Genomic DNA, 26,409 nt, shown 5'->3' with positions numbered 1-26,409 from the left:
GCGAACGGAAGATCAAAAGGGAAGGGCGCCTCAACGGGCGCCCTTTTCATTTGCAGCGCCACCAGCCGGCGGCACCTTCCTTTTAGGCCTGAGCCCACAACACAGCTGAACGACGCGATGGGCCAGAAGCCGGCCTTCGGACGTCCCTTGCAGTTTATCGCCAAGTCAGCCAGCATGGGGCGTGGCTTCCAGTTGCGAGTATTCCAGGGGTAGTCATGTCGGCCCATGAACATTGGCAAATGGATGCCAGCGCCCCTGAACTTTATGAGCGCTATCTCGTCCCGGCCATCACTTCCGTATGGGCCAATGATCTGCTCGACCGAATTGGACCAAGGCGCGAGGAAAGCGTACTCGACATTGCCTGCGGTACCGGCGTCGTGGCGCGGCTGCTAGAGCAGCGCGGGCACGCCGGGCGGCTAGTCGGCATCGACCTCAACGCAGCGATGCTCGCGGTGGCGCGGCGAAAGTCCGCGACTATCGAATKGGTCGAGGGTAGCGCGCAGGACCTGCCGTTCGATGCARACAGTTTTGATGTCGTGCTCTGCCAGCTAGGGCTGCAGTTCTTCCCCAATCGTCCGTTGGCTCTCCAGGAAATGGTGCGCGTGCTCAAATCGGGCGGGCGCGCTGGGTTGAGCGTCTACAGCGCAATCGAACGAACGCCGGCGGCATACGCCTTCGTGCAGGCGCTTGAAAGGTATCAGGGAGAGGAGTCCTCTCGAACGAAGCGTTCCGAGCATCTTTCCTGCATCGCTGAGGAGGTCGGCATGTGGGTAAAGCAGGCCGGGTTCGATGTTGTCGATGTGGTCACCGTAGCCAAACAAATCACTTTCCCGTCAATGTTGGACTATGTCCGCTTTCAGCTTACGGCAACGCCGATGGCCGCGCTCTTGAAGGAGAAAGATGCRGCAGAGCGCGAGCGCCTGATTGGATCGATTGCCGTCGACGCCGCCTGCCGACTTGACGCTTCGATGCTGGCGGACGACAAGCTAACATTCCCCCAAGAATCGTTCGTGGTGACGGCTTCCCTCTGCTGATTTGCCGAACGGTTTTGCAGCAAGATCAAGCAATATCGGCCTGCCGCGACCCGACATGACAAGCTTTCCAGCCAACTATCTGGCGTTCGCCAAACTCGCATCAATCCGAATTTGGCTGCCTGCTGATGAGCTCTCAACCTAGTCTAGCGTGATCAGACTGCCGAGCCGTAAAGATCGTAGGCGTGGGCGCGATCGACCTTGACGGTGACGATGTCGCCGGCGCGCAGCGGCCGCCGTGACTGGATGTGCACCGACCCATCGATCTCGGGCGCGTCGTATCTGGTGCGGCCCTTGGCGGTGGTGCCGTGCGCTTCGTCGATCAGCACTGGCAGGCGTTTGCCGACCTTCTTGGCGAGCTGCGTTGCCGAGATCTTCTGCTGGCGCTGCATGAAGYGGTGCCAGCGCGCCTCCTTGATCTCCTGCGGCACCTGCTCGAGCCCCATGTCGTTGGAGCRCGCACCCTTGACCGGCTCGTATTTGAAGCAGCCGGCGCGGTCGATCTTTGCTTCGTCCAGCCAGTCGAGCAGCATCTGGAAATCGTCCTCCGTCTCGCCGGGGAAGCCGACGATGAAGGTGGAGCGGATGGCAAGATCCGGGCAGATCTCGCGCCAGCCGCGGATGCGCTCCAGCGTCTTTTCGCCATGGGCGGGACGGCGCATGTTCTTCAGTACCTGCGGCGAGGCATGCTGGAACGGGATGTCGAGATAAGGAAGGATTTTTCCCTCCGCCATCAGCGGAATGACGTCGGCGACATGCGGGTAGGGGTACACGTAATGCATGCGTATCCAGATGCCGAGCTTGCCCAGCTCCTCGGCAAGGTCGAGGAATTTCGCTCGCACCTCGCGATCGCCGAACAGGCTGGTCTGGTACTTTATGTCGACGCCGTAGGCGCTCGTGTCCTGCGAGATGACGAGGATCTCCTTGACGCCGGCCTTGGCGAGCTTCTCGGCTTCGCGCAGCACATCCGCCGCCGGTCGCGAGACGAGATCGCCGCGCAGCGCCGGGATGATGCAGAAGGTGCAGCGATTGTTGCAGCCTTCCGAAATCTTCAGATAGGCGTAGTGGCGCGGCGTCAGCTTGACGCCCTGYGGCGGCAGGAGGTCGACGTAAGGATCGTGGCTGGGGGGAGYCGCCTCATGCACCGCCGCCATCACGCTCTCATAGGCCTGCGGACCGGTGATCRCCAGCACATTGGGGTGCTTCTCGCGGATGACCTCCGGCTCGGCGCCGAGGCAGCCGGTGACGATGACGCGGCCATTCTCCGAGAGGGCGGAGCCGATGGCGTTGAGCGACTCGTCACGCGCGGAATCGAGGAAGCCGCAGGTGTTGACGACAACGAGGTCGGCGCCGTCGTGCTTGCGCGCGATCTCGTAACCTTCGGCGCGAAGCCTGGTGATGATGCGCTCGGAATCGACGAGCGCCTTCGGGCAACCAAGACTGACGAAACTGACGCGTGGGGCGGACATGAGCAATTTTCCAAGAAATTGAGGGAGAGATCGCAACTCGGCCAAGGCCTTCAAATACCGATCTCTCGCGCGTGGCCAAGCCAATTCGCGCGGCGCAATAGCACGCTTCCCGGRCCAAGCAAACCGGCCAATTGGCCGCGCTATGCGCTGCGGGGCCAGGCCGGCCCGGCGTAGAGGGTCAGTGGCCGTCCGGCCCGAACCAGGGAGCCAGAAAGGCGAAGTGATCGGGAAACTGCTGCACGGCGCCTTCGAGCAGCATGTTGATCGCGACGTAGAGGATGATCAGCAGTCCGAGATAGGCAATCCAGCGGTATCTGTGCAGCAGGCGCGCGACGAAGGATGCGGCAAAGCCCATCAGCGCGATCGACAAGGCCAGGCCGATCACGAGCACCGTCGGGTGCTTCATGGCGGCGCCGGCGACGGCCAGCACATTGTCGAGCGACATGGAGACGTCGGCGATGACGATCTGCCAGGCGGCCTGCGAGAAGGTCTTGCGCGGTCCCTTGCCGGCGACCGCTCCATCGTTGCTGTAATCGCCCCTCGACAGCGCTTCGGTCGCGTCGCGTTCGTCTTCGGGGCTGACGCGCAGCTCGCGCCACATCTTCCAGCAGACCCACAAGAGCAGCAGGCCGCCCGCGATGAGCAGCATCGGCCCGATGCTCAGCAGCCATTGCGTGATCAGGGCGAACACAATGCGAAGAACCGTGGCCGCCGCAATTCCGACGAGAATGGCTCGCTTGCGCTGACCTGCCGGCAGGCCGGCGGCGGCAAGGCCGATCACGATTGCATTGTCACCCGCGAGCGCGAGATCGATTGCGACGACCTGGAGAAGGGCTGAAAGGCCTGCGGCAGAAAATATTTCCATAAACTAGAAATCCTTGCCTCAAACGAGCGTCGACAATTCCTGACGGGCCTAAAGGCCGGGTGTATCAGCGTCAAGAACGCTGACGGCAGGGAGAAGGCCTATAGCTAAAATTAGTCGTAAAGATTGTATTTTGCCCAGTCGGCTTCGGGAATTTCGTCGCCGATCTTGTAGCGGAACTGTAGCACCTGCATGTGGTCGGGCGCGGTCTGGCACTTGAACTTCAGCCGGAACCATTGACCGTTGCTGCGGAACGCGGCGCCGGGGCTCTTTATAGCATCGGCGCTCATTTGCGGGGTGGCGAAGGCATAGGCCACGACGCGGTCGGCTTTGAATTTGTTGTCGTCGTGACTGATCCGGTCGAGCACTTCGGCGTCGCAACGCTGCTCGAGACGAGTTTGCGGATCGAGTTTCAGCAAGCCGGCGCGCAACGCATTGTCCATTGCCTTGGCCGGCCAGACCAGCGTCAGGGACGCAAGAACCATCAGGCAGGGCTTTTTCATGGGCGCGACAAGCAGCATGTTTTGTCTGAGAAATCAACGGCTCGGGGGTCAGACGACGCGAATGTGACTGCTATTGCGCGGGGCGCCGATGGGTTGAAGAGCGAGTTCGACGATGCGGACTTTTCCGTGGCGCTCTATTCCGGTTTCAACCTGAAGGTGGCGAGTTCGACCACGCTTAGCCCCGAAATTCGCGGCAAGTGGTCCGAAGACAGCACAACCATCAGCGGCAAGCTGGGCCTGAAAATCGCCCTCTGAGCAAAGGTCGCCGAAATGGAGTTCCGCGGCCTGGGTGCATGGGTTGCGAGCCGGACCCGCTCGGTCAAGCCAAGCTTCCAGGCGGCATTCGGATATCCCGGCAGCCACCTAGGTCAGAGATACCAGGCGGCCAGTCCGGCACCTATGATCAACAGGGACACAAGCTGGAAGCCGGCTATGATGGCGTATTTCTTCCAGGGCTGATGTTCCCAAAACACCATCGCCAGCATCGGCATGGCGATGAAGCCGAGCCAATTGAAGAAGCCGACGGCCGCCCCTTGGGCGAATGTCGTGGCGCCGGCGTAGACGATGGCGTGGACGAGAACGAAACAAAGGACGAGACTGCCGATGAAGTCGGCTACCATCGCCTTGCCCATCCCCTGTCTGATCTCCTGTTCCGAACGGCCCGCCAGTGCGGCGAAGGCTTTGCCAAAAAGCATTGGTGAGAACCACACCGCTCCGATCGCGAAACGCACGACGGCAGCGATCAGCAGCGGCAAGAAATGCAGCGGAATTTCCTTCATTGAAGCACCCGCCTCGAAGGTTGGCGAAGACAGCCGAACATGAGCGTTTGCTGTTGTAATGGCAAGAAAATCGCGGGGCCGAATTGGGACGCTCGACATTTTGGCCGGGACGGCCGACGGGAGCCATGGAAAGCCCAAAAGCACGGGCAGCGTCGCGGTAGCGGTTGACGCAGCCCCAACTGCCGCACTAGAGGAATTGAAGTGCGAACCGGTCGGACGCCACTGGAGCCAAACTCGGTGGCGACCACTCAAAATCGACCGATAGCGATGTTCCCAAGTGGTTGAAATACCACGATGGAGGGATGGCCGAGCGGTTTAAGGCACCGGTCTTGAAAACCGGCGTGGGCGCAAGTTCACCGTGGGTTCGAATCCCACTCCCYCCGCCAAGCGCCAATTCCGTATCATTGAAAATAGAATACGATGGCAGCCCCTTGGTTGTTATTGGCCGAAGGACGGCTTGGTTGAACTAATCAATCGATAGCTAATATAGATGAGCCGAGTCATCCGTTCGATCTAGGAAATACCTGCTGAGGCTCATGCTAGATTCTTGTCCGGCGCAGGAACCCCCGGCGCCATGAGCGCCGGTTGGATCAGGAAGTCCCCTCCAAAAGCTGCCCGCCAGCCGGCGCTCATCTCCATCCGGCGCTCATCTATGCAAGGCTCGCCCCCATAGGCTGCTTCGCCATAATCTCGCCCGGTTCCTGCCATAATTGGTTAACATCGTGATAAACAATTCCTGCGCACAAAGGGATTGGGGATCAAGGTGTTGCTGGCATTCGCGGGCGCTTGGCTCCGTCTGATGGCAGCAAGAGGGGAAAATCGAAAACATGCAGACCTCGGCGCGCCCGCGTCTTCGTCGCGCTCCTGCCTTCGCACTGTGCGCCCTTTCGGCGGTGATGCTTGCTGCCTGCGCGTCGCAGCCCGAACCGAAAGGGATGGTCGACAAGCGGTCGCGCTCCAAGGAATATTTCGCCGAATCCGAATATGGCGTGAAGGCGAGCCCGCGCGTTGCCTTCATGCGGCGCGGCGGCGGCCGCGATCAGCTCGGCAAACCCTATCAGGTGCGCGGCAAGTGGTACTATCCGAAGGAAGAAAAGCACTATGCCAAGGTCGGCCTGGCCTCCTGGTATGGCGACGCCTTCCACGGCCGGCTGACCGCCAATGGCGAGGTCTATGACACGTCGCAACTGACGGCGGCGCATCCGACAATGCCGCTTCCGAGCTATGCCCGCGTCACCAATCTCGACACCGGCAGCTCGATCATCGTGCGCGTCAACGACCGCGGCCCATACCATGAGGGCCGCATCATCGACGTCTCGCAACGTGCAGCGCAAATGCTCGACTATGACAATGTCGGCACCGCGCGGGTGAAGGTCGAATATGTCGGCCGGGCACCGCTCGACGGCAATGACGACCAGTATCTGATGGCTTCCTACCACCCCGGCAACAGGCGGCCGGATCCGTCCGACGGCCTGCCGACCGGCGTGATGGTGGCCATGAACGGCCCGTCACCCAGCATTCAGGTTGACGCGCCTCCGGCCGCTGTGCCGTTCCCTGGCCAGCTGACCAATTCGGGACGGCCCTTTGCAGCGCAGCCGGTCCTGTCGGAGCAGCAGGCCTTGTCCGAGCAACCGGCGATGTCGGCGCAGGCACCAAGCGTTGGCGACGTCGCTTTGCCCGATTTCGGGCCGATCGTGCCGGAGCGACCTGGGTTGCGGCCGGAGTTCCGGCTGCCGCCGAACTCGCCTTTCGCCATGGCCTCCTTGTCCTATGCGGATGAGCGCGTCACTCGCGCCGACGTCTTCGCCGCCCTCGACAGCAGTGGCATGTCGCCGGCCGACATCCTGCGGTCGTGGAAGAAATCGCATCGCCAAGAACAGCCGCCGGCCTCGGATTATGTCGCCGCCGGCTCCTTCGACGACGCAAGCGAGGCCAAGCGCGTGGCGGCTGCTCTCGAGCCGTTCGGCAGGACCGAGATTCAGCGCACCGAGCTGGACGGCAACGACTGGTATGCGGTCAATGTCTATCCGAACGGCCACGGCAGCATCGACGACCTGCTGCAGGCGGCCTGGTCGCACGGGGCGCCGGACGCGCTCGTCGTGCGAGACTGATCTATTTCGCTTGGCCCGTTGATCCGGCGGAACGAACCCTGATAGCTTGGCCGGGCAAATCCGGCTTGTTGGGTCGACATTTCATGCATTTCCGCATTTTTCCGCCTTTCGCCGGATTCCTGGGATTGGTGCTGATGCTGCTTTGTGCCGGCCCGGCAAGCGCGCAGCTTTTCGAGACCAAGGCGGCCCAGGCCTTCATGATCGATGCCGACACCGGCACGGTGCTCTTTTCCAAGGATGCCGACAAGCCGATCCCGCCGGCTTCCATGGCCAAGCTGATGACGATGGAGGTGGTCTTCAACGCCATCAAGTCGAAGCGGATCACCCTCGACGACACATTCGTCGTCAGCGAGAATGCCTGGCGCACGGGCGGCGCGCCGTCCGGAACCTCGACCATGTTCGCCAAGCTCAAATCGGCGGTGCGCGTCGAGGACTTGATCCAGGGCGTGACCGTGCAGGCCGCCAATGACGGCTGCATCGWTCTTGCCGAAGGCATAGCCGGCTCGGAGGCTAATTTCGCCGCGCAGATGACGGAGCGGGCCCGCGAGCTCGGCTTGCCGAAATCGACCTTCGTCAACTCGACCGGCCTGCCGGCGGACGGGCAGCAGACGACGGTGCGGGAGCTCACGATGATGGCGCTGCATCTCTGGCGCGCCTACCCCGAGTTCTTCCACTATTACAGCCAGCCGGATTTCACCTGGAACAAGATCGCCCAGCGGAACCGCAATCCGCTTCTGGCCATGGGCATCAATGCCGACGGCTTCGTAGCCGGGGCGAGCGAGTCGGCCGGCTTCGGCATTGTCGGCACGGCCAGCCACAACGGCATCCGCGTGATTGCAGCGATGAGCGGGCTGGCGAACGATCGCGAGCGCTCCGAGGAGGCGCGCAAGCTGCTCGACTGGGGATCGCGCTCCTTCCAGAAGACGGAGATCTTTGCAAAGGACGAGGTAGTCGGCGAAGCAGAGGTATTCGGCGGCGTCAAATCCGGCGTGCCCTTGAAAGCCAAGGGGCCGGTGGACATCTTCTTGCCGATAGCCAACCGCGACAAGCTGACCGCCAAGATCGTCTATGACGGTCCGTTGGCGGCGCCGGTGGAGGAGGGGCAACCGGTTGGGGAATTGCGCGTTTGGATAGGCGACACGCTCAGCCAGCGGACGCCCCTGTTCGCCGCCGAGTCGGTGAAGATCGGGACGCTGCCGCAGCGCGCGCTCGACGCAGCCAAGGAACTGGCTGTCGGCTGGCTGCGTCAGAAGCGTTTGTGATCGGGCTGGGCTTCGTGGACCTTTTGTCAGACGGGAGCTATGACAGCGGCCAGTGCGGGCAAAGGCAATTTCGGTTGATGAGCGGATTTTTCATCACCTTCGAAGGCGGCGAAGGAGCCGGCAAGTCGACGCAGATCGAGCGGCTGGCCCGGCGTATGCGCGCCAAGAAGTACGAGGTTCTGGTCACCCGCGAGCCTGGCGGCTCGCCCGGGGCCGAGGCAGTCAGGCATGTGCTTCTGTCCGGCGCGGCCGAGCCCTTCGGCCCGAAGATGGAGGCAATCCTCTTCGCCGCCGCACGATCCGACCACGTTGAGCAGGTGATCCGGCCGGCGGTCGAACGCGGCTCGATCGTGCTCTGCGACCGCTTCATGGATTCCTCGCGCGTCTATCAGGGCGTCACCGGTGGGCTGGATCCGGATTTCATGGAAGTGCTGGAAGCGRCCGCCATCAACGGCATGGTTCCCGACATGACGCTGATCTTCGACATTGATCCTGCCGAAGGCCTCAAACGCGCGGCAGCGCGGCGCGGTGCGGGCGACAGCGCCGACCGTTTCGAAAAGGAGACGCTTCCCGTCCATCAGCGCCGCCGCGACGCCTTCCTGGCGATCGCCGAGGCGGAGCCGGACCGCTGCATTGTGATCGATGCCTCGGCCGATCCCGAAACGGTGGAAAATGCCGTCACCGCGGCTGTCTTCGCAGTGCTGGAAAAGCGGATGCCGGTGCAAAGGAAGCAGACGGCGCCGGCATGATCTTCGAACGCATTGCCCCCGAACAGCACGATACGCTGGACGGCGTTCCCGAGCCGTCGGAAACGCCGCGGCTCATCGGCCATGCGCAGGCAGCGGGCATGCTTGCCGCCGCCTACCGCGCCGGCAAGCTGCCGCATGCGCTGATCCTGGCCGGGCCGCTCGGCATCGGCAAGGCAACGCTTGCCTTCCATCTCGCGCACCACCTGCTGAAATATCCGGACTTCACGGCCGCGCCCGAAACGCTCGCGGTTCCCGATCCGGCATCGTCGCTGTTTCGCCAGATCGCCACCGGCGCGCATCCTTCGGTGCTGCATCTCACGCGTCCGGCCAACGACAAGACCAAGAGCTTCAAGACGGTGCTTACCGTCGACGAGATCCGCAAGGTCAGCCGCTTCCTGTCGATGACCTCGCATGACGGCAGCTACCGCGTCGTCATCGTCGACCCGGCCGACGACATGAACACCAATGCCGCCAATGCTTTGCTCAAGAATCTCGAGGAGCCGCCGGCGCGCACCCTGTTCATCCTCATCGTGCATGCGCCGGGCAGCCTTTTGCCGACGATACGATCGCGCTGCCAGATGGTGCGGCTGACGCCGCTGGCGGCCGACGAACTGATGGCCGTGCTCGAAGGTATCGAGCCGCCGCCACCGGACGATCCGGCGGCGCGCGCGGCACTCGCCGAGCGGGCAGGGGGCAGCGCCCGCAATGCGATCCTGCTCACCCAATATGGCGGGCTGGAGATTGCTGGTGCCCTCGATGCCCTGGTGGCGGCGCCGAAGCCGGACATTGCCGGTGCGCACCGCCTGGCCGAGGCGGTGGCCGGCCGTGACCAGGCGATCCAGTTCGATATCTTCAACCGGCGCGCGCTCGATCTTCTGTCGGCGGCCGCCAGCGAAGCGGCGCTTGCCGGCGATCTTGCCAGGGCCAAGACGCTGTCCGAGGCTTGGCACGAGGCCCTGAACACGATATCTGAGGCCGAGACCTACAATCTCGACAAGAAGCAGCACGCCCTGACCATGATCGACCGCCTGAAGTCTGTGATGCGAATGTGACGGTATTGCTGATGCATGCCGCTGCCCCGCGGGGCCACTTTGGGCGGCATGCATTGTCCCCGGTATGGCAATCGCCATGCCGATAGGATATCCACCGCCACGGCTTCCATTCAGACATTCATGACGGTTCATTCATGTCACGCGACACATTCTACATCACGACCGCGATCTCCTACCCGAACGGCAAGCCGCATATCGGGCACGCGTACGAGCTGATCGCCACCGACGCGCTCGCCCGCTTCCAGCGGCTCGATGGCAAGGACGTATACTTCCTGACCGGCACCGATGAGCACGGCATCAAGATGCTGCAGACGGCAAGGAAGGAAGGCATTTCGCCGCGCGAGCTCGCCGACCGCAATGCGGCCGAGTTCAAGCGCATGGCGGCCGTGCTCAACGCCTCGAACGACGATTTCATCCGCACCACGGAAGAGCGGCACTATGCGTCCTCGCWGGCGATCTGGAAGGCAATGGCCGCCAATGGCGACATCTACAGGGGCGGCTATGCCGGCTGGTACTCGGTGCGCGACGAAGCCTATTACGGTGAGGAAGAGACCGAAGTCCGCGACGACAACGTCCGCTACGGACCRCAGGGGACGCCAGTCGAATGGGTCGAGGAAGAGAGCTATTTCTTCCGGCTTTCGGCCTATCAGGACAAGCTGATCGCGCTCTACGAGAGCCAGCCGGATTTCATCGGCCCGGCCGAGCGCCGCAACGAGGTGATGAGATTCGTCAAGTCGGGGCTGAAGGACCTGTCCATCTCGCGCACCACCTTCGACTGGGGCGTGCCGGTGCCGGGCGACGAGAAACATGTGATGTATGTGTGGGTCGACGCTTTGACCAACTACATCACCGGCATCGGCTATCCTGATGAAAACGCTGATAAATGGCGTTACTGGCCGGCCGATGCGCACATCATCGGCAAGGACATCGTGCGCTTCCACACCATCTACTGGCCTGCCTTCCTGATGTCGGCGGGAATCCCGCTGCCGAAGCGCGTCTTCGGCCACGGCTTCCTGTTCAACCGCGGCGAGAAGATGTCGAAGTCCGTCGGCAACGTCATCGATCCGTTCGCGATGGTTGGGCACTACGGCGTCGACCAGGTGCGCTATTTCTTCCTGCGCGAGGTGCCGTTCGGCCAGGACGGCAACTACAGCCATGAAGCGATCGTCAACCGCACCAATGCCGATCTCGCCAACGGTCTCGGCAATCTGGCGCAGCGCTCGCTGTCGATGATCGCCAAGAACTGCGGCGGCGCGGTGCCGAAGCGCGGCGAACTGACCGACGCCGACCGGGCGATCCTCGACCAGGCGGTGGAGGCGCTTGTCGTCGCGCGCAAGGCGATGGCGGAGCAGGGCATCCATCTGGCGCTGGCGGCGATCTTCGGCGTGGTGGCCGAAGCCGACCGCTACTTCGCCTCCCAGGAGCCCTGGGCGCTGCGCAAGACAGATCCGGAGCGCATGGAGACTGTGCTGTGGACGACGGCCGAAGTCGTCCGGCGGGTGACGGTGCTTTGCCAGCCCTTCATTCCCGGATCGGCTGCGAAGCTGCTCGACCTGCTGGCTGTTCCAGCGGACAAGCGCAATTTCGCGCATGTCCACGCCGAGCATGCGCTTGTTCCCGGCACGGCATTGCCGGCACCCGAGGGCGTGTTTCCGCGTTATGTCGAGCAGGACACCAAAGCCTGATGCTCGTCGACAGCCATTGCCATCTCGACTTTCCGGATTTCGCCGAGGAGCGGGCGGCCATCGTCGCCCGCGCCCTGGCGGCCGGAATCGGCCGCATGGTGACGATCTCAACGCGCGTGAAGCGTTTTCAGCAAATCCTTGAAATTGCTGAAACCTTCAACGATGTCTATTGCTCGATCGGAACCCACCCGCACAATGCCGCGGAAGAGCTCGATGTGACCGCAGACGAGCTGGTACGGCTTTCCAGTCACCCCAAGGTGGTGGCGATCGGCGAGGCCGGCCTCGACTATTTCTACGACCACGCGCCGCGCGATGCGCAGGCGCAGGGGTTCCGCATCCATATTGCCGCCGCCCGCCGGACCGGGCTGCCACTGGTCATCCATTCGCGCGATGCCGATGACGACATGGCGGCGATCCTCGAGGACGAGACAGGGAAGGGCGCCTTCCCCTTCATCCTGCATTGTTTTTCGTCCGGGCGCAGGTTGGCCGAAGTCGGCGTGGCGTTGGGCGGCTATGTCTCTTTCTCGGGCATCCTTACATTCAAGAACTCGACCGAGCTGCGCGCCATCGCCGCCGACGTGCCGCGCGACCGGCTTCTGGTCGAGACTGACGCGCCTTACCTTGCGCCTGTCCCGCATCGCGGCAAGCGCAACGAGCCTGCCTATGTAGCGAACACGGCAAAGGTGCTTGCCGAAACCATCGGCGTCAGCGAGGCCGAGATCGCCGACATCACCACGGAAAATGTCTTCCGGCTGTTCACCAAGATGCCGCGCCCCGAGATGGCGGGCGCCTGAGAGATGGGCGACCGGCTGCGCTTCACCGTCCTCGGCTGCGGCTCATCGCCCGGCACACCGCGCATCACCGGCGACTGGGGCAATTGCGATCCCAAAAATCCGAAGAATCGGCGGATGCGCACGGCGGCGCTAATCGAGCGCGTTGCAGCCGGTGGCGGCCGCACGACGGTCGTCATCGACACCGGGCCGGATTTCCGCGAGCAGATGCTGCTCGCTTCGGTCAAGCGCATCGACGCCGTCGTCTATACCCATCCGCATGCCGACCACATCCACGGCATCGACGATCTGCGCGGCTATGTGCTCGAGCAGCGGCACCGCATCGACATCCATGCCGACGAGCCGACGATGGGGCGGCTGCGCCAGGCGTTCGGCTATTGCTTCGAGACGCCGCCGGGCAGCTCCTATCCGCCGATCGTCGAGGCCCATATCATCGACCATGGCAAACCAGTGGCGATCGAAGGCGAGGGGGGTCCCCTCACCCTTGAGCCGCTGCGGCAGATCCATGGCGACATCTTCTCGCTGGGCTTCCGCGCCGGCGGCCTCGCTTATTGCCCCGACATCAGCGACTTTCCGGCCGCCACGGCGGAACGGTTGCACGGCCTCGACATGCTGGTGATCGACGCGCTGCAGTACAACACCCATCCCAGCCATCTGTCGCTCGGCGAGGCATTGGACTGGATCAAGAAGCTGGCGCCGAAGAATGCCGTGCTAACGCACATGCACGTGCCGCTTGATTACGCCGTGGTGATGGCCGAGACGCCGGATCACGTGGTGCCGGCTTATGACGGCATGGTGATCGAAATTCCTTACGAGTCAGCGCTATAGCGGCGCTTGTTTATTTCGCTTGTTCGTTTCTCGCGCGRCTCAGCATGGATAGCGCTGGTGTCGAGAACGCAGCGGATGATCGACGCGTGACTTGAACGGCGGTGCCGGCTGTCAGTGCGGCGTACCATTCGCGGGCTGAGGTCATTAGCGGATCCGTGCGCTTTGCTGCAGCCGGGCGTGACAGACCGAAAACCGCAGTGATTTCCAGATCCGCGCCTGGCATGTCAGTTCCATAATATATCTTATGCGACTTTTCTGGCTGCGGCAGCAGGTGCTCGGAAACCCTCTGTCGTCGCCTGTCGCCGTGCAGCTGTCACCGCGCCCTCGCTCACTCGATTTCGGTGATGGCATCGAGCCGGTGAAGCGGCTAGCCTGCCGGACGCTGCTGTCGCGCTGGGACTCAAGAAATGACCGCTTCCTCTTCCTTTCTCGGCTTTCCGGATCGCCTCGCCGAAGGCCGCATACCTAGTGCGGTGATTTTCGGAGCCGGTCACGGCAGCACTTATCCCGGCAAGGACAGYAGCGGCTATGTCCCGGCCGCCGACGCCATCCGCGCTGCGAGCCAGGACGATGCCGCTCTGGTCGAGCACTGGGATTTCGATCTCGGCGGGCCGCTGTTCGACGGCAAGCCGGTCTGCTGCGTCGACGCCGGTGACGTCTTGACCATCATGCATGACCTACACGCAGGTAATCGACCTGATTGCCGGCCTCGGCAGGCGGGCGAGTATTGCTGGATTCGACCTTGTCGAGCTCTATCCTCCCGCCGACATTGACGGCCTGTCGGCGCTCACCGCGGCACGGCTTCTCGTCAATGTGATCGGCACCATCGTCCGGCAGGTCTGAAACCCGGTTTCCTCATGGCAATCGGAATCTCTGCGCGGATATCCGCCTTCGTCGATGCGCTCCCCTTAAAGCCCGGGCTGCGGGTCCTGGAGATCGGATGCGGTCCCGGCGTTGCCGCTCGTGCCGTGGCAAGCCGTATCGGCGACGGCTTCATTCTCGCGATCGATCGCTCGGAGAAGGCAATCCGATTGGCGCGCGCGGGATCGCACAACGAGATGGCCGCCGGTCGCCTCGATTTCAGGCATGCCGCGATCGAGGACTTTGCGCTGAATTCCAGTGATGCGCTCTTTGACATCGCGTTTGCCATGCGGGTCGGCGCGCTCGACGGACGCCACCCCGAAGCGGGCCGTATCGCGCTGTCGCGCATCAAGGCTGCGCTGAAGCCAGATGGCAGGCTCTTCATCGATGGTGGCGATCCGTTGAAGGAGATCGATCTGGATAGCAGCTTGCAGCTCTAGAATTACGGCTCCCGGCTCAGTGCTATCCAGTAGCTCAGCGTGCGCTTGGCGCCCGGCGGGATCTGCATCACGCCCGGCTTGTCGGCAAACTCGCCGTCGAAGTCGACCGGGCTTGCAATCCCGTGCCAGGGCTCGATGCACAGGAACGGCGCGCCGCCCGRCTTGGACCAGATGCCCAATTCGCTGAATCCCTGCCACGACATCTCGATCGCCGGCCCGTTCCCGGCGGCGTAGCGCACGCTGGTGCTGACGGGCCGGTCGAGAATGACGGCGTCGTCGTCGAACAGTTTTTCCGACAGTGTAAGCACCTTGCCTTCGATGGGCGGGGGCTGCGGCGCCGGCAGCAGCAGGCCGTCCTTCAGGCGGCGGATCGGCGCCGGCTCATCATCGGTAAAGGTCAGCCGGTAAGCTTCCTTGGGCAGTTCCGGCAGCAGCGGCCAGTTGAATGCCGGATGCGCGCCGATCGATGCCGGGAGCGGCTCGTCGCCCGGGTTGGTGATCTCGAAGGTCACGCCGAGCCGGCGGGCGGCGATGCTATAGGTAATCGCCAGCCGAAAGGCGAACGGGTAGCGCGCGCGGGTCTCCGCATCGTCCGTCAACTCCAGCGTGCAAGATGAAGGCCCCTGCTCCGCCCAGGCAAAGCGCCTGTCGCGGGCAAAGCCATGCTGCGCCATCGGATAGATCTGGCCACGATGGCGCAACTGGTCGCCCTTCAGCCGGCCGACGATCGGAAACAGAACCGGCGAATGACGCCGCCAGGCCGGTCCAGCCTGCCACAGAAGCTCCGTACCCTCGGCGTCGCGCAAGGAGACCAGCTCGGCCCCCTGCCCGACGATGGTCGCCGAGATGCCTTCGCCCTGAAGCGTCATCTGTTCCATGCTTCCTCGCGACCGATGCGGCGAGCCAGGCTAGCAAATGGCATCGCGTGAACTCAAGGGGGGCAAGCCGCACCCAAACCTGCCCGAAGACAGCCGAACGATCAAACGGCGTCACGACGCCAGAAAGGACGCTCAAATGAAAACCGTGGCCGGCGGTTTCCCATCGGCCACGGTTCGACATGTTGCCTGCTACGGTTGGCGGTCCAGACTATTCGCGCTCGCCGGTGAAATTCAGCAGCAGCTGGAAGATGTTGATGAAGTTCAGATAGAGCGAGAAGGCGCCGAAGACGGCGAGCTTCTGCTGCGATTCAGCGTCGAAATTTTCGGCATACTGTTCCTTGATCGTCTGCGTGTCCCAGGCCGTCAGGCCGATGAAGACGGCGATACCGATCACCGAGATGGCGAATTGCAGCGCGGTCGAACCGAGGAACAGGTTGACGAGGCTGGCAATCACCACGCCGATCAGGCCCATCATCAGGAAGGACGAGAACTGCGTCAGGTCGCGCCTAGTCGTGTAGCCGTAGAGGCTGGTGGCGCCGAACATGATGGCGGCGATGAAGAAGGTGCGCGCGATGCTGGTGCCGGTGAAGACCAGGAAGACGGAAGCAAGCGACAGGCCCATCACGGCGCAGAAGGCCCAGAACGTGGCCTGCGCGCCCGCGGCCGACATCGTCTGCATCTTGAACGAAAAGATCATGACGAAGGCGAGCGGCGCCARCATGACCACCCATTTCAGCGGGCTGGAGAAGATCGGCACGTAGAGCGCCGGCGTCGAAGCCACGGCAAGGGCGACAAGTCCGGTGACGACGAGGCCGAGGCCCATATAGTTGTAGACGCGCAGCATATGCTTGCGCAGGCCCTCGTCATAGACCGCTCCGGCCTGGACGGCGGTGCCCATTCGGTATCCCAGATTGGGGCTGTTCATTTGGGTTCTCCTTGCTTGGGTCGGTTCGATTGGGTGTTTCAGTATAGGGTCCGGGCAAGCTTTTCGGCGGCGCGATCGAGATCGCCGGCGTCACCTCGTCCGACGACGGCGTAAGCGACCTCGCCGATCTGGAAATAGGCGGATGAAATGTCACCCGAAGGCGCGACGGTCGGTTTGACCACGTCGAACGTGCCGGGCCGGATCGCAAACAGCGACACCAGCCCGAGATCTTTCGCCTCAATCGCCATCTCGACGCTCGGTCCGAACCGCGACGGATAGATCTGGACGTCGCGGATCTTCCAGTCGTCGGGCAATGACGGCATGACGATTGCCGTCGCGGCGCGGATTTCATCGGCATTGTAGCCCGGCGCTTCCGGCTGGGACGGCATCGTCTCGCGCACCAGCGTCGTCCGGTGCGCGCTCATCGCTTCCTCGACATAGGCGGGCGGCTGCGTCGAAGCGACCACCTTGGTCACCGCGATCGGGCCGAAGAAGCCGTTCGCAAGCCAGCCTGCAGCGACCAGCACCGCGGCCGCGGCGGCTCGCTGCAGCACGGACAAGACACGATCCCTGGCAAGCGCTCTCTCCAGCCGGCGCGCCGCCTCGGACGTTGCCGCGCGCGCCGTGCCGCTCGGTGCGGCAAGTGCGACGCGCAGTTCATCCCGCATTCTGAGATCGGACATCACGCGCGCGGCCACCTCCGGACGGGCCGAGAGGAATGCCTCGACCTCGATGCGGCGGCCGGCGTCGAGTTGGTCGTCGACATAGGCGTCGAGATCGGCATCGGTTACGGGATCGACAATAGCGGTCATGACTCACCTCCCACGATCCTCAGATGGTTTTTGGCTTTCAGCAGAGCGCCCTCCTCCATCTCGCGTAGCGCGGCACGCGCGCGGCCGATGCGCGACATCAAGGTTCCAAGCGGCACGCCGCTGACTTCTGCCGCCTCTGCGTAGCTCAGCCCTTCGATCGCGACGAGATGCAGCGCGGAACGCTGTTCTTCCGGCAGCGCCAGGAAGGCTTCGCGCACCTGTGAGAGGCGCACCGAATGGTCCTGGGACGCCGGCATGCTTTGATCGACAAGGCGGAAGGCATGCTCAATGCGTGCCACCTCCGACCGGCGCGAGCGCATGCGGTCGATGAAGATGTTGTGCACGATCGCGAGCAACCAGGCCCGAAGGTTGCCGCCGGCGCGAAAGGTTGCACGACGCTCATAGGCGCGCACCAATGCGTCGTGGACCAGGTCCTCGGCATCGGCGCTGTCGCGCGTGAGCGAGCGCGCATAGCGCCGCAGCGATCCCAACTGCCCAACGATATCGAACCGTGCCATCGACCGTTTCATGCCCTGTTTACGGAACAGGGCAAGGCTTTAATCCCGGCAGAAGGTCTGTTTTTGTTGGCACCAGCGATCACCGCGCCGGCCGTCGAGGTCTTTCGCTGCAGCCGACTGCCGTATTCAGTCCTGGAACGGAGGAAACCGCTGGCGAAGCGCGGCCGATTTGCGTATCAATCCGCCGCGATTGGAGCCTCAGCGATGTTCGAAAGCCTGCAGCCTGCGCCCGCCGACAAGATTCTCGCCCTGATCGGCCTCTATCGCGCCGACACGCGCCCCGGCAAGGTCGACCTCGGCGTCGGCGTCTACAAGGACCGCGACGGCAGGACGCCGGTCATGCGCGCCGTGCGCGAGGCCGAGAAGCGGCTGCTCGCGAGCCAGGACACCAAGACCTATCTCGGCCTTGCCGGCGATACCGGTTTCAACACCGCGATGGTCAAGCTTGCCTTTGGCGAGAAGGCCGATCTTTCGCGCATCCGCGCCGCGCAGGCGCCGGGCGGCTCCGGCGCGCTGCGGCTTGTGGCCGAGCTTCTGCAGCGCACCCGCCCCGGCGCGACGGTCTGGTTGTCAGACCCGACCTGGCCGAACCACCTGCCGGTGATGCGCGCCGCGGGTCTGCAGGTGCGCGACTATCCCTATTTCGACGCCGCTTCCGGCGCCGTCCGCTTCGACGACATGCTGGTGGGGCTGAAGGCCGCCAATAGCGGCGATGTCGTGCTGCTGCATGGCTGCTGCCACAACCCGACCGGCGCCAATCTCGACATTGCGCAATGGGCGAAGGTGGCCGACGTCCTGTTGGAGCGCGGCCTGCTGCCCTTCGTCGATATCGCCTATCAGGGCTTTGGCGAAGGCCTCGATGCCGACGCCGCCGGCCTGCGGCTGYTGGCCGAGAAGGTGCCGGAAATGGTCGTCGCCGCCAGCTGCTCGAAGAATTTTGCCGTCTACCGCGACCGCGTGGGTGCTGCGATGATCATGGCCAAGGACGGCACCCAGGCGGATGTGGCGATGAGCCAGATGCTGGCGGCCGCCCGCGCCCTCTATTCGATGCCGCCGGACCATGGCGCGGCGGCGGTGCGCATGGTGCTTGAAGACGCCGACCTGAGGAAGGATTGGGAGACGGAACTCGAAGAGATGCGGCTTCGCATGCTTCGGCTGCGGGTCGCCTTCGCCGAGGCGTTGCGCCGGCAGTCGAACTCCGATCGCTTCGATTTCGTCGCCAGCCATCGCGGCATGTTTTCGAGGCTTGGGCTGACGGAAGCGCAGGTCGAACGTCTGCGCACCGAGCATGCCGTCTATATGGTGGGCGACAGCCGCATCAATGTGGCCGGCCTGCCCGAGAACCGCATGGACGATCTCGCCAAGGCGATCGTCTCGGTGCTCGACTGAGAGCCGAAGCAGCTGTGGACAATAGGCCTTTGCCAGCCGGCGAAATTGGTCGCCCGCCGCTGCGCGCGCTAGGGTTTACGGCATGAAGCCCTCACGAGACATCTCCCGCCTGATCGAGATCATGGCGGCGCTCAGGGCGCCGAAGACCGGCTGCCCATGGGACATCGAGCAGAATTTTTCAACGATTGCGCCCTACACGATCGAGGAAGCCTATGAGGTCGCGGATGCGATCGCGCGCGGCGAATTCGACGATTTGCGCGAGGAACTGGGCGACCTGCTGCTGCAGGTCGTCTACCACGCGCAGATGGCGCAAGAGATTGGCGAGTTCGCGTTCGGCGATGTCGTTGAGGCTATCACCACCAAGATGATCCGCCGCCACCCGCATGTCTTCGGTGACGAGGAGGCGCGCAGCGCCGGCATGGCCAAGGGCATGTGGGAAAAGATCAAGGCGGCGGAGAAGGCCGACAAGCGCAATGCCCGCATCGCCCGCGGCCTCGACCCGGAAGACCACGGCAGGGGCTATCTCGACAGCGTGCCGGTTGCGCTCCCTGCCCTTACCCGCGCGTTGAAGCTGCAGGAGAAGGCCGCCCGCGTCGGCTTCGACTGGAGCGAGGCAGCGCCTATCCTCGACAAGATAGAGGAAGAGATCGGCGAATTGCGCGAGGCGCTCGCTACAGGCGATGCGGCGCCCATCAAGGACGAGTTCGGCGACCTGCTGTTTGCCATCGTCAATCTCGGCCGTCACCTGAAACTCGACGCGGAAGCCGCGCTCAGCGGCACCAACGAGAAATTCCGCTCGCGATTCCATTATGTCGAGCGGGCGTTGGAGGCTTCGGGCAGTTCGCTGGAAAAGGCGACACTGGACGAGATGGAAGCGCTCTGGCAGAAGGCCAAAAGCGCAAAATAAGCAGCGGATTACCGAGCGCTCTTGCGGTTCAGCCTGCTCTCGATTTCCTGCCTTGCGTTGTGCGTCGCCGTCAGCGAGATGGTGACGCTGCCGTCCTCATTGTCGGTCCGCGAAACGACATCGCCGTTGCGATAGAGCCAGTCGACCTGGCCGAGTTGGGCGGGACTCAGGGTCACCGTCATGGTCTCGAGTTCGCCCGATACTCTGGTCTCGATGAGTGCCCTCAGCGCGTCGATCCCCTCGCCGGTCGCAGCCGATATCGCGATCGGCGGTGCCTTACCGTCGGCGCTTGCGGCAAGCAGGCGCTCCCGATTGCCTTCGTCGWGCAGGTCGATCTTGTTCCACACCTCGATCACACGGCTGGTGTCGGCGGCATCGACGCCAAGATCGCCGAGAATGCGCTCGACATCTTCGGCCTGGGCGGCCGTGTCAGGATCGGAAATATCGCGCAGATGCAGCACGAGATCGGCCTCGACGACCTCCTCCAGCGTAGCCCGGAAGGCGGCGACCAGATGCGTCGGCAGGTCGGAGATGAAGCCGACCGTGTCCGACAGGATGATCGGCGTGCCATGCGGCAGGCGCACACGGCGCAAGGTCGGGTCAAGCGTGGCGAACAGCATGTCCTCGGCCAGCACCCCTGCCCCGGTCAGCCGGTTGAACAGCGTCGACTTTCCGGCGTTGGTGTAGCCGACGATCGCCACAACCGGGAACGGCACCTTCTTACGCTTGGCCCGGTGCAGGTCGCGCGTGCGGCGAACCGTTTCCAGCTCATGCTTCAGCTTGGTGATCTTGTCCTGCAGGATGCGCCGGTCGGACTCGATCTGGGTTTCGCCCGGACCGCCGAGGAAACCAGCGCCGCCACGCTGCCGCTCGAGGTGGGTCCAGCTCCGTACCAGCCGGCCTTTCTGGTAGTTGAGATGCGCAAGCTCGACCTGGAGGGTACCTTCCTTGGTCCTTGCGCGTTCGCCGAAGATCTCCAAGATCAGCCCGGTGCGGTCGAGCACCTTGGCGTTCAGTTCTTTTTCGAGGTTGCGCTGCTGCACCGGCGTCAGCGGATGATCGACGATGACCAGCTCCGCGTTGCGCTCCTTCACGATGTCGGCGAACTCCGCCACCTTGCCGCTGCCGAGAAGCGTTGCCGGACGCGGATCTGCAACCGTCACCACCGCCGTGTGGACCGGGTCGAGATCGATGGCGCTGGCAAGCCCGACTGCCTCGTCGTGGCGCGCATCCGCCGAGCGGCTCAGGCGCGGACGGCTCGAATCGTCGTCGCCGCGCGGCTGGCGCGCAAGCACCGGCACAATGACAACCGCTCGGGTCGGGTCCTTGGCTTCCGGCCCGAGCTGATATCCTTGCTTGCCGCGAACGCTACGGTCCGCGTCTTTCTCACGTGCCAATCAGGCGCCCTGGCTTTCCTCACCATCGAACATCTGAACCGGCTGGCTCGGCATGATCGTGGAAATGGCGTGCTTGTAGACGAGCTGGGAATGCCCGTCGCGCCGCAACAACACACAAAAATTGTCGAACGAAGTGACGACGCCCGTCAGCTTCACGCCGTTGATGAGGAAGATGGTAAGTGGATTTTTGCTCTTGCGAACTGAATTCAGGAACAGGTCCTGAAGGTTTTGCGATCGTTCCGCCATTGTTTTTGTCTTTCGCCGATCCCCTTCGGTCTGCAGGCTAGTGCGCCAAATTACGCGGCAACTGTCAAGCGAGCAAACCCCCTCTTGCCGTCAGTGTGGCAAGCAGAACGAGATAGTTGAGGTTCATTCCACCTTTGCGGTTATCAGGCTGGACTTTTTTCCGCAATGTCAAAAAATGCCTGCCGCAACGAAAGTGTCATAGAGCCGGGGTGGCCATTTGCGATCGGTGCACCGTCGATTTCGACCACCGGCATGGCGATTGTGGTCGCGGAACTGATGAAAGCCTCGCGCGCGGCCTTGGCTTCTGCGACGGAAAATCCACGCTCTTCGATCTTCAGACCGAGCTTGGCGGCGACATCGAACAAGGTCGTGCGCGTGATGCCGCGCAGGATGCCATGCTCGGYCGGCCGCGTCACCAGGACGCCGTCCCGCGTGACGATCCAGGCATTGGACGAGCCACCTTCCTTGACGGTGCCGTCGGGGTCGACGAACCAGGCCTCGTGGGCGCCCGCCTCCTTGGCCTTCTGCTTGGCGAGCACGTTTGGCAGCAGGCCGGTGCTCTTGATGTCGACGCGGTCCCAGCGATTCTCCGGCACGGTGATCACCTTGATCCCGGTTTCGACCCGCTTGGCGGCCGCGGCGGGATCGGCCTTCCGGGCCGTTATCACCAAAGACGGCCTGACGTCGGCTGATGGGAAAAAGAACTCGCGACTGGCGACGCCGCGCGTCACCTGCAGATAGACAAGGCCGTTGACGACATGATTGCGGCGCACCACCTCGCGCAGCAGCATCGGCAGAACGCCTTCCGAAACTGGCCAGGCGATCGACAGTTCCTTCAGCGAGCGCTTCAGCCGGGCCAGATGGCGCGGCATGTCGACGATACAGCCGCGCGCCACCTCGCACACCTCGTAGACACCGTCGGCGAACTGGTAGCCGCGATCCTCGATATGGACGCGGGCTTCAGCATGGGCGACGTAGCGCCCGTTGACATAGGCAATGCGCGGCATGGGAACACCTCAGGGCAATTCGGCTTACTTAGGCGATTCCGCCGTCGCCGTAATGAACAATCGGGTGGGCCAAAGGTCCTCAAGCGGTTCAGCGTTTGAGGGGATCGCCGATGCGCTCCAAGCATTTGTTTTTTCGCAATTCCGGACGGAAAACCGCTGCGTGCTTTTCCTGGAATTGCTTCAGACACCCAGCGACTTCAGCTTGCGGTGCAGGGCGGATCGCTCCATCCCGATGAACTCCGCCGTCTTCGAGATGTTGCCGCCGAAGCGGTTGATCTGGGCGATGAGATAGTCCTTCTCGAACTGCTCGCGCGCCTCGCGCAGCGGCAGCGCCATGATGTGCTGATCCGACTGGTTCGGCGTGCGCGGCATGACGTCGCCGATCTCGGAGGGCAGAAGGTCGGCGGTGATCGGCGCATCGACGTCGCCGCCACGGGCCAGGATCATCAACCGCTCGACATTGTTGCGCAACTGGCGGACATTGCCCGGCCAGTTATGCGCCTGCAGCACGGCAAGCGCGTCGTCGCCGATGCGGCGCGGCTTGATGCCGGCCTGACGCGCGATCTGCTTCATGAAATTGTCGACGAGATAAGGAATATCCTCGCGCCGCTCGGCCAGGCCCGGCACCATGACCGGAACCACCGCCAATCGGTGGTAGAGATCCTCGCGGAAGCGGCCATCGGCGATCATCGCCTCCAGGTTCTGCGAGGTGGACGAGATGATGCGGACGTCGACCTTGACCCGCTTGGTGCCCCCTACCCGCTCGAACTGCTGCTCGACTAGAACGCGCAGGATCTTGTTCTGCGTCTCGCGTGGCATGTCGGCCACTTCGTCGATGTAAAGGATGCCGCGATGGGCCTCCTCCAACGCGCCGACCTTGCGCTCGGTGCCGTTCGATTCGGTGCCGAACAGCTCGATCTCCATGCGCTCGGGCGTGATGGTGGCGGCACTCAGCGTCACGAACGGCCCGTTCTTGCGCGCCGACAGCGCGTGGACGGCGCGTGCCGTCAGTTCCTTGCCGGAGCCGGACGGACCGATGATCATGATGCGGCTGTTGGTCGGCGCGACGCGCTCGATGGTTTGCCGCAACTGGCTCATCGCCGACGACATGCCGATCAGGTCGAAAGTCTCGCCGCTGCGCAGCTTGAGGTCGGAGACCTCGCGCCTCAGCTTGGACGTCTCCAGCGCGCGCTCGGCGATCAGGATGAGGCGATCGGCCTTGAACGGCTTCTCGATGAAGTCATAGGCGCCACGGCGGATGGCGGAGACCGCCGTTTCGATGTTGCCGTGGCCGGAGATCATCACCACCGGCATGTTCGGATGCATGGTCTTGATCTCGTCCAGCAGCGCCAGACCGTCGAGGCGAGAGCCCTGCAGCCAAATATCGAGGAAAATCAGCCGCGGCGCACGATCAGCAATTGCTGCAAGCGCGCTGTCGGCATCATGCGCCGTGCGGGTTTCGTGGCCTTCGTCGCTCAGGATACCAGCGATAAGCTCGCGGATGTCTTCCTCGTCATCGACGATGAGAATGTCAGACGCCATTACCGACCTTTTCAGTTTCTCGTTGGTTTTCGTTGCGGCCTTCGCCGCGTGGCGGCGCGGCAACGACCGCCGCCGGCGGCAGGATGATCGAGATCATCGCCCCCCGGCCGCCGTGGAAGTCAGGCGGCGCGTCGTGTAGTTCGAGCCGGCCGCCATGGTCCTCCACGATCTTCTTGACGATAGCGAGGCCAAGGCCGGTGCCTTTTTCGCGCGTCGTCATGTAGGGCTCGAGCAGCCTCTGCCGATTCTCGCGCGGCAGCCCTTTGCCGTTGTCGATAACGTCGATTCTTATGGCGCCATCTTGGCGCCCGGCTTGAATCCGGATTGTGCCGTCGGAGCGGTCTTGCGCATCAAGCCCGTCAATCGCTTCTGCGGCGTTCTTGATGACGTTGCCGAAGGCCTGCGCCATCAGGCGGCTGTCGAACGTGYCCTTGAGCGGCTCGGGGCCGAAATTGCGCTCGAAGGCGATGTCGGAGCGGCTGACTTCCACCAGGAACGACGCTTCGCGCAGCGCTTCGCGCAGATCGATGATCTTCATTTCCGGTTTCGGCATGCGGGCGAAGGCCGAGAATTCGTCGACCATTCTGCCGATGTCCTCGACCTGGCGGATGATGGTGTCGGTGCACTGGTCGAAGACTTCGCGATCCTCGGTGATGACCTTGCCGTAGCGGCGCCTGATGCGCTCGGCCGAGAGCTGGATCGGCGTCAGCGGATTCTTGATCTCATGAGCGATACGGCGCGCCACATCCGCCCAGGCCGACGAGCGCTGCGCCTGCACGAGGTCGGTGATGTCGTCGACGGTGACGACATAGGATTTCTCTTCCGAGCCGTCCTCATCCGCCTCGACGGTAATCTGGACGTTGAATGTCCGCTCCATGCCGGCGCGGAAGAAGGTCACCTGCTCACGATAGACCGGCTTGCCGGACTGGCGCCCGATCTCGAAGACACGGCCGACATGCGGCAGGATGGCCGAGAGATTCTGTCCGAGCGCAGCGCTGGCGGAAATCGCGAGCATGGTTTCGGCCGAGCGGTTGACGATGGTGATGGTGCCAAAGGAATCGACGCCGATGACGCCGGCGGTGACGCCCTCCAGCACCGCTTCGGAGAAACGGCGCCGCTCGTCGATCAGGTCCTTGGCCGACAGGAGTTCGTTCCTCTGCGATTTGAGCTCGAGGATCATGTTGTTGAAGGTCTCGCCCAGCGAGGCCACGTCGCCGTCGGACTGGCGAACGGGAACGGYGACGTCGAGATTGCCGGTGGCCACCTCGTCGGCCGCGCCGATCAACTGGCGGATCGGCCGCACCAGCCGGTCTGCGACCGCGATTCCGGTCCAGATCGCCGACAGGATGATGATCAGTGTCAGCGACAGATAGGGCAGCGCAAAGGCCACCTGGGATGTGCGGCGGTTGTCCTCGAGGTTGCGGTATTCGTCGGTGTTGGATTTGACGATCTGGCGCGCCCGGATCACTTCGGGATCGACCAGCCGGATCGTGAAGAGATAAAGGCCCTCGATCTCGCGCAGCTTGACGATGGCGCCCATGATGTTGCGGGTGCGCGGCTCGATCAGCACCGGCTTRCCGTCGGCGGCGCTTTCGACCGCGCCCGGCGGCGGCTCGGGCATGGCGAAATCCGCACCCGTCTTGGCGCTCATGACGAAAGAGCCGTCGGGCTTGATCAGCGCCGCATGCGCCAGCCCGCGGCCGACGGCTTCCTTGTTCATCAGGTCGAGGAAACCGGTGCGGTCGAGACCGTAGAGGGTGCGCGAAGCGTCGAGGTCATAGGCCATCGACAGGGTTGTGCCCTGCAGGTTGCGCGCATTTTCCTGGACGTAGGCGTCCGCGATCGACAGCGACGAATTGACGATGGTTTTGGTGCGGATTTCGAACCAGCGGTCGAGGCCGATATCGAGCGTGATCGAGGCGATGATCGCCACCATGATCGCCGGAATGGCGGCCACCAGCGCGAACATGGCAACGATGCGCACATGCAGGCGCGAGGCGGCCCGGCCATGACGGCGTGCCATGACGATTCGCCGCACCTCACGGGCAATCAGCGCGATCAGGAACAGCACGAAGACGGCATTGAGCGCGATCAGCGCCCAGGTCGTATTGGCGTTCGGCGCAATGGGCGTCGCCCCGACCAGGATCGCAAACGAGATCGCGGCCGTGATCATCGCGCCCACGATCGCGACCACGCCAGGCAGCGCCAGCAGCCGGCGGCCGTCGCGAACGCCGGCCCGGCTGAAAAGCGGTTGGTTCAGTGTCGGACCCTCAGCGCCCATATCGCCGTCTTATGTCGGTCATTGCGTCGGATGTATGCAACGCATTGTGGCGATTATGCAACAAGTGTGGCCGGGACGGAAATC

The 26,409-nt window shown here is 63.4% G+C and carries 25 protein-coding genes, 1 tRNA gene and 1 pseudogene; 14 read left to right on the top strand and 13 right to left on the bottom strand.

Translation table 11 applies throughout. The annotated features are described in order from the left end of the window. The first annotated feature begins 215 nt into the window (after nt 1-215). Complete coding sequence (locus ORS3428_RS15125) at nt 216-1,034, top strand: class I SAM-dependent methyltransferase (protein WP_071099021.1); 819 nt, start codon at nt 216-218, stop codon at nt 1,032-1,034. Nucleotides 1,035-1,186: 152 nt separating this feature from the next. Here ORS3428_RS15125 and rimO read toward each other — a convergent pair whose 3' ends face one another. The 3 genes from rimO to ORS3428_RS15110 form a co-directional block, all read right to left on the bottom strand. Further along, the gene (gene rimO / locus ORS3428_RS15120; protein ID WP_071099019.1) at nt 1,187-2,500 is read right to left on the bottom strand and encodes a 30S ribosomal protein S12 methylthiotransferase RimO; all 1,314 of its coding nucleotides are present in this window, start codon (nt 2,498-2,500) and stop codon (nt 1,187-1,189) included. 178 nt (nt 2,501-2,678) lie between these two features. Next, nucleotides 2,679-3,365 carry a TerC family protein gene (locus tag ORS3428_RS15115; protein ID WP_071099017.1) on the bottom strand — a complete coding sequence of 229 codons (687 nt, stop codon included), beginning with the start codon at nt 3,363-3,365 and terminating at the stop codon, nt 2,679-2,681. Nucleotides 3,366-3,475: 110 nt separating this feature from the next. Further along, entirely contained in the window at nt 3,476-3,883 is a 408-nt protein-coding gene (locus ORS3428_RS15110) for a DUF930 domain-containing protein (protein ID WP_071099015.1), read from the bottom strand. Nucleotides 3,884-3,958: 75 nt separating this feature from the next. Between ORS3428_RS15110 and ORS3428_RS33320 the strand changes: the two genes are divergently transcribed. Beyond that, nucleotides 3,959-4,120 (top strand): hypothetical protein, encoded by a 162-nt coding sequence (locus ORS3428_RS33320; protein ID WP_157895963.1) that lies wholly within the window; start codon nt 3,959-3,961, stop codon nt 4,118-4,120. 113 nt (nt 4,121-4,233) lie between these two features. Here ORS3428_RS33320 and ORS3428_RS33315 read toward each other — a convergent pair whose 3' ends face one another. Continuing rightward, nucleotides 4,234-4,644, bottom strand: a complete 411-nt coding sequence (locus ORS3428_RS33315) for a DUF1761 domain-containing protein (protein WP_071099013.1) — start codon at nt 4,642-4,644, stop codon at nt 4,234-4,236. A 296-nt stretch (nt 4,645-4,940) separates the two neighbouring features. Here ORS3428_RS33315 and ORS3428_RS15100 point away from each other — a divergent pair. From ORS3428_RS15100 to ORS3428_RS15055, 10 genes and pseudogenes are all read left to right on the top strand, one after another. Further along, nucleotides 4,941-5,030: transfer RNA gene (locus ORS3428_RS15100), tRNA-Ser, on the top strand. A gap of 441 nt (nt 5,031-5,471) precedes the next feature. Continuing rightward, the gene (locus tag ORS3428_RS15095) at nt 5,472-6,755 is read left to right on the top strand and encodes a septal ring lytic transglycosylase RlpA family protein (RefSeq protein WP_071099010.1); all 1,284 of its coding nucleotides are present in this window, start codon (nt 5,472-5,474) and stop codon (nt 6,753-6,755) included. 83 nt (nt 6,756-6,838) lie between these two features. Next, nucleotides 6,839-8,017 carry a D-alanyl-D-alanine carboxypeptidase family protein gene (locus tag ORS3428_RS15090; RefSeq protein WP_071099008.1) on the top strand — a complete coding sequence of 393 codons (1,179 nt, stop codon included), beginning with the start codon at nt 6,839-6,841 and terminating at the stop codon, nt 8,015-8,017. Between the two features lie 74 nt (nt 8,018-8,091). Next, a complete protein-coding gene (gene tmk / locus ORS3428_RS15085; RefSeq protein ID WP_172833690.1) occupies nt 8,092-8,766 on the top strand; it encodes a dTMP kinase in 675 nt (224 codons plus the stop codon). Continuing rightward, on the top strand, nt 8,763-9,818 hold the full coding sequence (locus tag ORS3428_RS15080; protein WP_071099004.1) for a DNA polymerase III subunit delta': 1,056 nt from the start codon (nt 8,763-8,765) through the stop codon (nt 9,816-9,818). Before tmk ends, ORS3428_RS15080 begins: the two co-directional genes overlap by 4 nt. Nucleotides 9,819-9,952: 134 nt before the next feature. Then, nucleotides 9,953-11,503: a methionine--tRNA ligase gene (gene metG / locus ORS3428_RS15075; protein ID WP_071099002.1), complete on the top strand. Its 1,551-nt coding sequence runs from the start codon at nt 9,953-9,955 to the stop codon at nt 11,501-11,503. After that, the gene (locus ORS3428_RS15070; RefSeq protein WP_071099000.1) at nt 11,503-12,297 is read left to right on the top strand and encodes a TatD family hydrolase; all 795 of its coding nucleotides are present in this window, start codon (nt 11,503-11,505) and stop codon (nt 12,295-12,297) included. Before metG ends, ORS3428_RS15070 begins: the two co-directional genes overlap by 1 nt. A gap of 3 nt (nt 12,298-12,300) precedes the next feature. After that, nucleotides 12,301-13,122, top strand: a complete 822-nt coding sequence (locus ORS3428_RS15065; RefSeq protein ID WP_071098998.1) for an MBL fold metallo-hydrolase — start codon at nt 12,301-12,303, stop codon at nt 13,120-13,122. A gap of 407 nt (nt 13,123-13,529) precedes the next feature. Beyond that, nucleotides 13,530-13,965: pseudogene (locus ORS3428_RS15060) on the top strand (arginase family protein). Between the two features lie 14 nt (nt 13,966-13,979). Beyond that, nucleotides 13,980-14,423 (top strand): SAM-dependent methyltransferase, encoded by a 444-nt coding sequence (locus ORS3428_RS15055; RefSeq protein WP_071098996.1) that lies wholly within the window; start codon nt 13,980-13,982, stop codon nt 14,421-14,423. A gap of 2 nt (nt 14,424-14,425) precedes the next feature. On the opposite strand, the gene ORS3428_RS15050 is transcribed toward ORS3428_RS15055, so the two are convergent. From ORS3428_RS15050 to ORS3428_RS15035, 4 genes are all read right to left on the bottom strand, one after another. Beyond that, nucleotides 14,426-15,301 (bottom strand): aldose 1-epimerase family protein, encoded by an 876-nt coding sequence (locus ORS3428_RS15050; RefSeq protein WP_071098994.1) that lies wholly within the window; start codon nt 15,299-15,301, stop codon nt 14,426-14,428. A gap of 208 nt (nt 15,302-15,509) precedes the next feature. Beyond that, entirely contained in the window at nt 15,510-16,226 is a 717-nt protein-coding gene (locus ORS3428_RS15045; RefSeq protein ID WP_071098992.1) for a Bax inhibitor-1/YccA family protein, read from the bottom strand. 38 nt (nt 16,227-16,264) lie between these two features. Next, entirely contained in the window at nt 16,265-17,038 is a 774-nt protein-coding gene (locus ORS3428_RS15040) for an anti-sigma factor family protein (protein WP_071098990.1), read from the bottom strand. After that, nucleotides 17,035-17,568, bottom strand: a complete 534-nt coding sequence (locus ORS3428_RS15035; protein ID WP_071098988.1) for a sigma-70 family RNA polymerase sigma factor — start codon at nt 17,566-17,568, stop codon at nt 17,035-17,037. Before ORS3428_RS15035 ends, ORS3428_RS15040 begins: the two co-directional genes overlap by 4 nt. A gap of 192 nt (nt 17,569-17,760) precedes the next feature. Here ORS3428_RS15035 and ORS3428_RS15030 point away from each other — a divergent pair, with 192 nt between their 5' ends. Both ORS3428_RS15030 and mazG read left to right on the top strand, forming a co-directional pair. Continuing rightward, a complete protein-coding gene (locus ORS3428_RS15030; RefSeq protein WP_071098986.1) occupies nt 17,761-18,945 on the top strand; it encodes an amino acid aminotransferase in 1,185 nt (394 codons plus the stop codon). A gap of 82 nt (nt 18,946-19,027) precedes the next feature. Further along, nucleotides 19,028-19,852, top strand: a complete 825-nt coding sequence (gene mazG, locus ORS3428_RS15025; protein WP_071098984.1) for a nucleoside triphosphate pyrophosphohydrolase — start codon at nt 19,028-19,030, stop codon at nt 19,850-19,852. A gap of 8 nt (nt 19,853-19,860) precedes the next feature. Here the strand turns inward: mazG and hflX are convergent, their stop codons facing one another. The 5 genes from hflX to ORS3428_RS15000 form a co-directional block, all read right to left on the bottom strand. Next, entirely contained in the window at nt 19,861-21,249 is a 1,389-nt protein-coding gene (gene hflX / locus ORS3428_RS15020) for a GTPase HflX (RefSeq protein WP_071098982.1), read from the bottom strand. Further along, the gene (hfq, locus tag ORS3428_RS15015; RefSeq protein ID WP_006202172.1) at nt 21,250-21,495 is read right to left on the bottom strand and encodes an RNA chaperone Hfq; all 246 of its coding nucleotides are present in this window, start codon (nt 21,493-21,495) and stop codon (nt 21,250-21,252) included. A 143-nt stretch (nt 21,496-21,638) separates the two neighbouring features. After that, nucleotides 21,639-22,502, bottom strand: a complete 864-nt coding sequence (locus ORS3428_RS15010; RefSeq protein WP_071098980.1) for a D-amino-acid transaminase — start codon at nt 22,500-22,502, stop codon at nt 21,639-21,641. A gap of 180 nt (nt 22,503-22,682) precedes the next feature. Beyond that, entirely contained in the window at nt 22,683-24,044 is a 1,362-nt protein-coding gene (gene ntrX, locus ORS3428_RS15005) for a nitrogen assimilation response regulator NtrX (RefSeq protein ID WP_071098978.1), read from the bottom strand. Beyond that, nucleotides 24,034-26,325, bottom strand: coding sequence for a sensor histidine kinase NtrY-like (locus ORS3428_RS15000; RefSeq protein ID WP_071098976.1), 2,292 nt, complete (start codon nt 26,323-26,325; stop codon nt 24,034-24,036). The genes ntrX and ORS3428_RS15000 overlap by 11 nt, the downstream gene beginning before the upstream one ends. Nucleotides 26,326-26,409 lie beyond the last annotated feature (84 nt).

Source organism: Mesorhizobium sp. ORS 3428, from assembly GCF_001854785.1.
Lineage (GTDB): Bacteria > Pseudomonadota > Alphaproteobacteria > Rhizobiales > Rhizobiaceae > Mesorhizobium.
The sequence above is the reverse complement of the archived record's forward strand: the minus strand, read 5'-3'. Positions and strand labels throughout refer to the sequence as shown.